An 8,808-nucleotide genomic window follows, 5' to 3' on the forward strand; every position below is an offset into this window, starting at 1 on the left:
TGCGATCAATCCCGACAGTTCCGTCAACAATGCGGGATCGGCCTGGGGCAGGCGATCCCCGTCCGGGACTTCCGCCAGAGCATCCACCAGCACCGAGACCGCATCAACCCCACGACGGATGCCCTCTCCCATCTCCGGGGACATCCGTGCGCTGCCCTCCCGCAACGCCGCCATCACATCCTCGATCCGATGGGCGATTTCGGTGATCGGGGTCAGCTTGAGCATGCGCGAGGAGCCCTTGATGGTATGCGCCGAGCGAAACACCCCATGCAATACCCCGGGATCTCCGGAATCCAGACGCGCCAATCCTTCGTGGATTTGCCGGATGTGCTCCCGGGCTTCCTCGACGAAGCGGCCTATGAATTTTTTCAAGTCGATGGCCATGGCCTACCGCATACGGGAATGGGCTGGGGTCATGCCGAGTCTGGCGAGCTGATGTTCACACAGGAAACGGATTTCGGCGACCGGCAGTTCCAGAGGAATATGACGCATACCGGTATCAGAAACCGTACCGGAGAGCAGTTGCATCACTACCCGATAGCCCCGTCTGGCCCGTTCGGTTTCGTGGCAGGCGCGGTAGAGATCCGCCAGATAGTAGTGGGCGGGCCAGCATTCGTGACGCCAGTACACCACCTGTTTGAACCACCCGATGGCCTCGCTGGGCTGTTGTCGCCATTTCGCGCTCAATCCGAGCAGCATCAGGGCGTCGATGCAACGGGAATCCTCCGTCAGCACCAGCCGGGCCATGGCTTCGGCGGTATGAAAATCCTTGCGCAACAGCAGCAGATGGGCCTTGAGCAGCCGGGCCGCCAGATGGGCGGGTTGCACCGCCAACAGCGTGTCGAGCAGGATCAGGGCCTCGTCGTGACGTTTGGCTTCCAGCAGACGGCGCGATTCGCTCAGATCGCGGGCGAAGCTGTCCGCCGTTGGGGAAGGGGACAGCGGGGAGGCGGCCAGGAGTGGCGGAGAGAGCGGGTGAGCGGTTTCCGCAGCCGTGGGAGGGGAGGGATGGAGACCTTCCGTCGGCTTCCAGTCTGTCAGGGACAAAGGCGCTGTCGGCGCCAGCATCGGATAGGGATTCGGTTTTTCCGCCGGGGCGCCCTTGACGAAATAGTATTGTCCATCCTCTTCCATCAGGCGCAACACCCCCAGGTCGTTGGCCATGGTCTCGGAGATGCCCACGATCAAAAGACCGTCCTCCCGCAGCAGCGAAGCCAGCCTTTCCAGGATGAGCCGGCGCGTAGGAACATTGAAATAAATGGAAACATTGCGGAAAAATAAAATATCAATATTGCGCAGCACCGGAGGCGGGGCGTCTGCCAACAGGTTGTATTGATGAAAGGCCACCACGCTTTTCACTCCGTCGTCCAGGCAGTGTCCACCCCCCGGTTCGTGGTGGAAATAACGGCGGCGCAACGACTCATCCAGACTCCGGAAAGAGAATTGGGTGTAGCAGGCCCGACGCGCCTTGGCGAGTACCACGCTGTCGATGTCGCAACCGATGAACTGAAACAGTCGGCCCACACTCTCCCCATAACGTTCCATCAGGGCCATGACCAACGAGTATGGCTCCTCGCCGGAGGCGCACCCGGCACTCAACACCCGTACCGGGGATTGGCCTTCCCGGGCGATCAGCTTGCGGGGGGCCAGAGAGTTGACCAGCAGCCGAATCTGTTCGGGTTCCCGGAAGAAGTAGGTTTCGTTAATGGTGAGACGGTTGACCAGTTCCTGGAATTCCCGTTCGTTGGTCAGCAGTCGGGGCAGATAATCACCGGGTCGGATGGCCAGATGACGTATGCGTTCGTGGAGGGCACGTTGCAGGGTCTCTTCGTTGCGGGCCTCGAAGTTCAGGCCGCAGCGATCGCGGATCAGGGTTTTGAAGGGTTCGAGATCGAAGGGGATCATCGCCATCCCCCCGCGCCCATCGTGGGAAGTTCGAGCCGGGAGAGACGGATCATTTCGGCGGCGATTTTTTCCACCGGCAGCACCCGTTGGATCGCTCCGGTGCCGATGGCGACCTGGTTCATGCCGAACATCAAGGAGCTGGCCTCATCCTGAGCCAGGGTCACCCCCCCTTTTTCGTGGATACGCACCATGCCTTGAGCGCCATCACTGCCCATGCCGGTCAGGATGATGCCGATGGCGCGTTTTCCAAACACCTCGGCCACCGAGCGCAACAGGTGGTCGCAACTGGGCCGATAGATATCCGTGGCGCGACGTTCCACCAGGGCCACCCGTCGGGACATGGATACCGTGAAATGGGACTCCGAAGGGGAGACGTGGATCACGCCGGGTTGCAAAGGTTCCCCGTCGCTGGCCAGTCGTACCGGCAGGGCGCACAGGGAGGCGAGCCATTCGACGATGCCTCGGGCGAAGCCATCGGAAATGTGCTGGGCAATCACCACCGGACAGGTAAAGTCCGCCGGCAACTCTGGCAGAATCCGGGCCAGAGCCTGGGGTCCACCCATGGACGAGGCGAGGGCGAACACATAAGGATAGCCCTGAAGAGACCAAATATCATGGGACAGCATCGACACTGGCGGAGATGCGGCAAGGCGGGCCACCTTGCGGGGTCGCATGCGGGTCACCACCGTGACCCCGGACAACAGTTGCACCCGGGCGATGAGTTGGGCGGTGGACTCCGGGGAGATGTCAGGTTTTTCCATCACCTCCAGGGCGCCGAGTTCCATGGCCTCCAGGGCCACCCGGGCATCGGCGACGCTGCTCAACACCAGAATCGGCACCGCCTTGGCGCACATGATCTCTTCGATCGCTTCCAGACCGCCCATCACCGGCATTTCCAGATCCATGGTGACCAGATCCGGCTTGAGTGCCCTGACCACCTCCACGGCCTGTTTGCCGTTGGAGGCTTCTCCCACCACCGTAATGCCTTCGGCGGTTTCAAACAGCATCCGCAACATCTGGCGGGTCAACAGGCTGTCATCGACAATGACGACACGGATGGTGGGCATGATTTTTCCCGGGCCTTTGATCAAGTCAGGTTCAAGGCGTGTCGGTGATCTTGAACTGACCCACCAGACCTTCCAGCCGTTCGGAGAGTCCCAGCATCTCCTTGCTGATTTGCGAAATGCGGGTGATGGATTGGGCGGTGTGGGTGCTGGCGGTGACGATTTCCCGCAGAGCCACCACCACCTGATTGCTGGCGATTTTCTGCTGTTGGGTGGACAGGGAGATCTGCTGGGCGGAATTGGTGGTATGGCTGGCCGCCTTGACGATCTCTCCGAGCCGTTCCGCGGAGTGGGTGGTGGCGGTGGTGCCCGCCATGATGCCTACGGTGCCTTTTTCGGAATTGACCACCAAACGGCTGATGGAGTCTTGAATCTCGTTGATCTTGAATTCAATCTCCTTGGTGGAGTCGGTGACGCTGTCCGCCAGTCGACGGATTTCGCTGGCCACCACCGAGAACCGTTTGCCCGCCTCGCCTGCGCTGGAGGCCTCCAAGGCGGCGTTGAAGGCGATCAGCCGGGTCTGGTCGGCCACGGTGTTGATGATTTCCATCACCTTGCTGATCTGTTTGGACTTGACTCCGAGATCGACGATCTCTTGCAATCCGAGCTGCCGGTCGTCGCGGATGTCGTGCATGCGCCCCAGCACGATCTGCATGGCCTCGGATCCCTTGCGGCTGCCGTCCAGGGTCTGGTTGGCGATTTCGACCACGGAGCGGGCCTGTTCGGCGATCTGGGTGGAGGAGGCGGAAAGCTCTTCCATGGTGGAGGTGATCTCCGCCACCGAAGAGGACATCTGGGTGGAAGTGGTGGCCTGACTGGCCACGGCATCGGCAATCTCTTTGGCCGCCTTGTGGACCTGAATGGCTCTGGCTCCCACCTCGGAGGCCAGTTCGTGGAGCTTCAGACGCATTTCGCCGGTGGCCCGGGAGAGTTGGGTGATTTCGTCGCTGCCGTCCAGCGCGATTTCCACCGTCAGGTCTCCAGCCGCGACCCGGTTGACTCCGGCCACCACGGTATCGATGCGTTGCACCAGATGACGGGCGATCACCATGGTGAGAATCAGCCCCACCAGAATGGAAAGCACCCCTACACCCAGAGCCGTGAGACGGGCCGAATGCAAAGCGGCGTGATAGGTGACGTTGTCCATGGCGATTTCCAGCACGCCGATGGACTTGCCGGAATAATCCTGCACCTGGGATGCCAGCACTGCGTGAGGATCGCCATGGATTTCCCGGTGTTGCAATTGATCGTCACCGTTCATGGCTTTTTTCATGGTTTCGATATCCAGCACCGGTTTGGCACCCAGGGTGGATCCCATGGTCTTGAAACCGTCCTTGTCCAAGATGTGCAAGGCCACATCGACCCCGTTCATCTGCTTGAAGGCGTCGAAGAAGGGTTGTCCGAAAGACAGACCGAACTCCACCGTGCCGATGTGTTTGCCCTGATGGGTGATCGGCACCATGCCCCGGGCGCCCAGACCAGCCACGCCTCCTTCCAGGCCCCGGGTCGGCTTTTGGTTCTGGTTGGCCGCAACCACCGTGTGGCGAAACGAGGAGAGATCATCCCCGAATTTCTCCGGTTTGTGGACCCGGAACCAGGAGGTGGCCGGAGGGGTGTGAAACTGAAACTGTTCCACCCCGTATTGCTTCGACAACACGTTGAAACCGGGAACAAACAGCTCTTCGATGGTTTTGCGGTCCCCGGCGCTGAACCGTTCCTGCACCAAAGGAATGTTGGCCACCAGAACGCTCATGGTCTCGGCGGAACGGGCTTCGGCGGCGATGGCGTTGTGAACCGCCTTGAGATGGGCGTCCAAGGCGGTTCGTTCCGATTCGCGAATCAGGTCGCTCATGCTCGACAGGTTGACAAAGGTCAGCGAGACACCGACCAGCACGATGGCCAATCCCATCACCAGCATGATCTTGGCCCACAGTCGCAGATGTTGCAGCATGATGCGTCCTCGCACGTCGATTTTACAAAAGTCGTAAAGAGCCAAAACCCGCCATCAAGGCCACGTTTCAGACCGATTCGATGCGGCTCAGATCCCGCACCGCGCCTTTGGCCGCCGAGGTGGTCAAGGCCGCATAGGCCCGCAACGCCGCCGAGACCGGGCGATCCCGGCCTTCGGGGACAAAACGGGTGATGGCTGCCCGTCGGGTGGCCAGGGTCTCTTCGGAGACCATCAGTTGAATGGAGCGGTTGGGGATGTCGATTTCGATCCGGTCTCCCTCTTCCACCAAGGCGATGATGCCCCCTTCGGCGGCTTCCGGGGAGACATGACCGATGGACAGCCCGGAGGTACCCCCGGAAAAGCGGCCATCGGTGATCAGCGCGCACGTCTTGCCCAGTCCCTTGGATTTCAGGAAGGTGGTGGGATAGAGCATTTCTTGCATGCCGGGTCCGCCTCTTGGCCCTTCATAGCGGATGATCACCACGTCTCCCGGCTGGATCCGATCCCCTAAAATGGCGTCGCAGGCGCTTTCCTGACTGTTGAACAGACGGGCCGGACCCGCGAATTTCCAGATCGACTCGTCCACCCCGGCGGTCTTGACGATGCATCCCTCACGGGCCAGATTGCCGAACAAGACCGCCAATCCCCCATCCTTGGAGTAGGCGTGCTCCAGATTCCGGATGCACCCTTCGGTCCGATCCAGATCGAGGGTGGGCCATTGGGCCGACTGGGAGAAAGGTTCGGTGGTGATCCGGCCTCCGGGGGCGGCCAGATGACGGATTTTGGCCCGATCGCTGGCTGCGGGGGAGGCGATATCTTCTTGTTCCAAGGCGGCGGCCAGGGTCGGGGCGTGGACCATGGCGCAGGAGTCGTGCAGCAGACCGGCGCGGCGCAACTCCCCTAAAATGGCGGGAATGCCCCCGGCCCGATGGACATCTTCGATATGATAACGATCCGTGGAGGGGGCCACCTTGCACAGACAGGGCACCCGACGGGAAAGCCGGTCGATGTCGTCCATGGTGAAGTTGACGTCCCCTTCCCGGGCCGCGGCCAACAGGTGCAGCACGGTATTGGTGGAACCGCCCATGGCGATATCCAGGGACATGGCGTTTTCAAAGGCCTGGAAGGTGGCGATGGAGCGGGGCAGGACCGAATGGTCATCCTGTTCGTAATAACGTTGACACAACGACACGATCAACCGTCCCGCCTCCAGGAACAGTTGCTTGCGGGCGGAGTGGGTGGCCAGAATGGTGCCATTGCCCGGCAGGGCCAGACCCAGGGACTCCATCAGGCAGTTCATGGAGTTGGCGGTGAACAGACCGGCGCAGGATCCGCAGGTGGGACAGGCGGAACGCTCGATGGTGGTCAGATCCCCCTCGGAAACCTCCTGATTGCCCGCCGCGATCATGGAATCGATGAGGTCGAGTTTTTTGACCGATCCGTTTTCCAAGGTGGCCTTGCCCGCCTCCATGGGACCGCCGGAGACGAACACCGCCGGAATGTTCAAGCGCATGGCGGCCATGAACATGCCGGGGGTGATCTTGTCGCAGTTGGAGATGCATACCATGGCGTCGGCGGCGTGGGCGTTGACCATGTATTCGACGCTGTCGGCGATGATTTCCCGCGACGGCAGGGAGTACAGCATGCCCCCATGGCCCATGGCGATGCCGTCGTCGATGGCGATGGTGTTGAATTCACGGGGAATACCCCCGGCTGCGCGGATTTCTCCGGCCACCAGATCCCCCAGATTCTTGAGATGGACATGGCCGGGAACGAACTGGGTATAGGAGTTGACCACCGCGATGATCGGGCGACCAAACTCCGCTTCGGCGACGCCGGTGGCCCGCCACAAGGCGCGGGCGCCGGCCATGTTGCGGCCATGGGTGGAAACGCGGGAACGATAGGCGGGCATGAATCTCTCCAGGCGTGAAAGATAAAGAAGGCGCGCCTTGGATGACGCGCCAAGATGGATTGTCAAAGGGTCCGATGTGGTGAATAATGGCGTGAAGTCGGTTGCAATGGACAGGAAAAAAACGGCCAAAACGATAAAGAGAACCGCACACCATGGCACAGTTTATCAATATTCACCCCAAGAATCCACAGCCCAGACTCATCACCCAGGTCGCCGAGGTCTTGCGGGAAGGCGGCGTGATCGTCTATCCCACCGATACGACCTATGGCCTGGGATGCGGCCTGTCCAGCCGCAAGGGGGTGGAGCGGATCATGCGCATCAAGCAACTGGCTTCTTCCCATCAATTGTCGATCCTGGTTTCGGACCTTTCCGACATCGCCCATTACGCCCGGGTGGACAACGCCACCTATCGGTTGCTGAAACGGTTTCTCCCCGGTCCTTACACCTTTATTCTGGATGCGACCCGGGAGGTACCCAAAACCATCCTGCCCAAACGCAAAACCATCGGACTGAGAATCCCGGATCATCCCATCTGTCTGGAACTGCTCAAAAGCCTTGGCGAACCGTTGCTGTCCACGTCGATGCGTTTTTCCGGCGAGACCGAAATCTTAAGCGATCCTTACGTCATCTATACCCGCACCGACCACTTGGTGGATCTGGTGATCGATGCCGGAATGCTGCCCGCCTCTCCTTCGACGGTGGTTGATCTCACCGGACCCACTCCCGTGGTGCTGCGGGCCGGGGCCGGTGATCCGACTGTCTTTGCCTAGACGTTCGACCATCCCTCAACGGAAACCCTTGGCATGTTCAAATTTTTTTTCCTTCTGATCCTCATCGGTGTCGTTGTCTCCTACCTGCTGAGAAAGCGCAACATCCGGATCGGATTGAGCCCCTCGGGACGGGATACCCTCTGGCGGGCGGTGCAACGTTTTTCTCAATGGCTGCTGCGACGCCTAGGATTGTGAGTAGGCTTTTACAAACTTTTTTGCCGACCCCGGTGAATCATCCCCGGGGAGGAAACACCCCGTCCCAGCCTTCGCCGGGAGGATTGGCCACCAACCGGTAAATGCGGGCCAGATGGATTTCGTGAATCTGGCGTTCCGGATCCCGTTCCAGCAGCAATTGGAACCGTTTTCTGGCCTCTTCCCAACGGCGATTGCGATACAGGGCCAAAGCCTGATGATAGGTGTCGAGTTCCGAACGGGTATCGGCGCTGACCTCATCGACAAATCCCACCGGCTCGAAAATGGCCACCGGTTCCGCCTCGCCCCGCACATGCACCCGATCCAACTCCCGGAACACCACCTCGGGAAGCGCATCCCGGGTATGAACCCCCACCACCAGAGAGACCCCGTAGCGTTTTCCCAGGGATTCCAGTCTGCGGGCATGATTGACCGTCTCCCCAACCGCCGAGTAGGCGGTGAGAAAACGGGATCCCATCTCTCCCACATGGGTGGATCCGCTGTTCAGCCCCAAGGAAATCTTGAGGGGCGGCCACCCTTTGGCCTGGAATTCATCCTTGAGATGATCGGCGGAGGCCACGATTTTCAAAGCACAGCGCAACGCGTCGCGGGGGTGGCGGGGGTTGTCCAGTGGAGCGCCCCAGAAGGCCATGACCACATCCCCCATGTATCGATCCAGGGTGCCCCGTTCGGCATGGATCGCCTGGGTGATGCGGGTGAGATAGTGATCCAGCAGCGAGGCCAGATCCTCCGGATCCATACGGGCGGTCATGGTGGAAAAGCCACGTATGTTGATGAACAAAACCGACAACTCCCGTTTTTTTCTCTGGGTGGCCAGGGGGCCGACCTGACCCAGTTCCGCGATCAGGGCGGGGGGGAGATGCTGGGCGAAAAGCCGCGTCCAGCGGGAGTTGCGCAGGGCCAGGGAAAAGACGCCAAAACTGGCATGCACAAAATAAAGCAGTAAAGTCAACGCCAGGGGCGCGGCCAGAGGGAGGACCATATCCGTGCGAC

The 8,808-nt window shown here is 60.5% G+C and carries 8 protein-coding genes; 2 read left to right on the forward strand and 6 right to left on the reverse strand.

Going from position 1 to position 8,808, the window contains the following annotated elements; genetic code table 11:
• From HQL98_16050 to ilvD, 5 genes are all read right to left on the reverse strand, one after another.
• Nucleotides 1-384, reverse strand: a 384-nt coding sequence (locus tag HQL98_16050) for an Hpt domain-containing protein (GenBank protein MBF0273557.1), incomplete at its 3' end; no start/stop codon positions are given.
• Between the two features lie 3 nt (nucleotides 385-387).
• The gene (locus HQL98_16055) at nucleotides 388-1,905 is read right to left on the reverse strand and encodes a protein-glutamate O-methyltransferase CheR (protein ID MBF0273558.1); all 1,518 of its coding nucleotides are present in this window, start codon (nucleotides 1,903-1,905) and stop codon (nucleotides 388-390) included.
• Nucleotides 1,902-2,972: a chemotaxis-specific protein-glutamate methyltransferase CheB gene (gene cheB, locus HQL98_16060; GenBank protein ID MBF0273559.1), complete on the reverse strand. Its 1,071-nt coding sequence runs from the start codon at nucleotides 2,970-2,972 to the stop codon at nucleotides 1,902-1,904. The genes HQL98_16055 and cheB overlap by 4 nt, the downstream gene beginning before the upstream one ends.
• A gap of 31 nt (nucleotides 2,973-3,003) precedes the next feature.
• A complete protein-coding gene (locus tag HQL98_16065; protein MBF0273560.1) occupies nucleotides 3,004-4,920 on the reverse strand; it encodes a methyl-accepting chemotaxis protein in 1,917 nt (638 codons plus the stop codon).
• 67 nt (nucleotides 4,921-4,987) lie between these two features.
• Nucleotides 4,988-6,832: a dihydroxy-acid dehydratase gene (ilvD, locus tag HQL98_16070; GenBank protein ID MBF0273561.1), complete on the reverse strand. Its 1,845-nt coding sequence runs from the start codon at nucleotides 6,830-6,832 to the stop codon at nucleotides 4,988-4,990.
• Nucleotides 6,833-6,984: 152 nt separating this feature from the next.
• Here ilvD and HQL98_16075 point away from each other — a divergent pair, with 152 nt between their 5' ends.
• Nucleotides 6,985-7,602 (forward strand): threonylcarbamoyl-AMP synthase, encoded by a 618-nt coding sequence (locus HQL98_16075; GenBank protein ID MBF0273562.1) that lies wholly within the window; start codon nucleotides 6,985-6,987, stop codon nucleotides 7,600-7,602.
• Between the two features lie 33 nt (nucleotides 7,603-7,635).
• On the forward strand, nucleotides 7,636-7,797 hold the full coding sequence (locus HQL98_16080; protein MBF0273563.1) for a hypothetical protein: 162 nt from the start codon (nucleotides 7,636-7,638) through the stop codon (nucleotides 7,795-7,797).
• Between the two features lie 37 nt (nucleotides 7,798-7,834).
• Here the strand turns inward: HQL98_16080 and HQL98_16085 are convergent.
• The coding region (locus HQL98_16085) for an adenylate/guanylate cyclase domain-containing protein (protein MBF0273564.1) at nucleotides 7,835-8,808 on the reverse strand (974 nt) is incomplete at its 5' end.

The organism is Magnetococcales bacterium, assembly GCA_015231755.1.
In the GTDB taxonomy this organism is placed as follows: domain Bacteria; phylum Pseudomonadota; class Magnetococcia; order Magnetococcales; family Magnetaquicoccaceae; genus Magnetaquiglobus.

Bases quoted from the DNA above. Each gene is read 5' to 3' on its own strand.
- ilvD (MBF0273561.1), bottom strand. From the start codon at position 6,832: ATGCCCGCCTATCGTTCCCGCGTTTCCACCCATGGCCGCAACATGGCC.
- HQL98_16080 (MBF0273563.1), top strand. From the start codon at position 7,636: ATGTTCAAATTTTTTTTCCTTCTGATCCTCATCGGTGTCGTTGTCTCC.
- HQL98_16055 (MBF0273558.1), bottom strand. From the start codon at position 1,905: ATGATCCCCTTCGATCTCGAACCCTTCAAAACCCTGATCCGCGATCGC.
- HQL98_16075 (MBF0273562.1), top strand. From the start codon at position 6,985: ATGGCACAGTTTATCAATATTCACCCCAAGAATCCACAGCCCAGACTC.
- cheB (MBF0273559.1), bottom strand. From the start codon at position 2,972: ATGCCCACCATCCGTGTCGTCATTGTCGATGACAGCCTGTTGACCCGC.
- HQL98_16065 (MBF0273560.1), bottom strand. From the start codon at position 4,920: ATGCTGCAACATCTGCGACTGTGGGCCAAGATCATGCTGGTGATGGGA.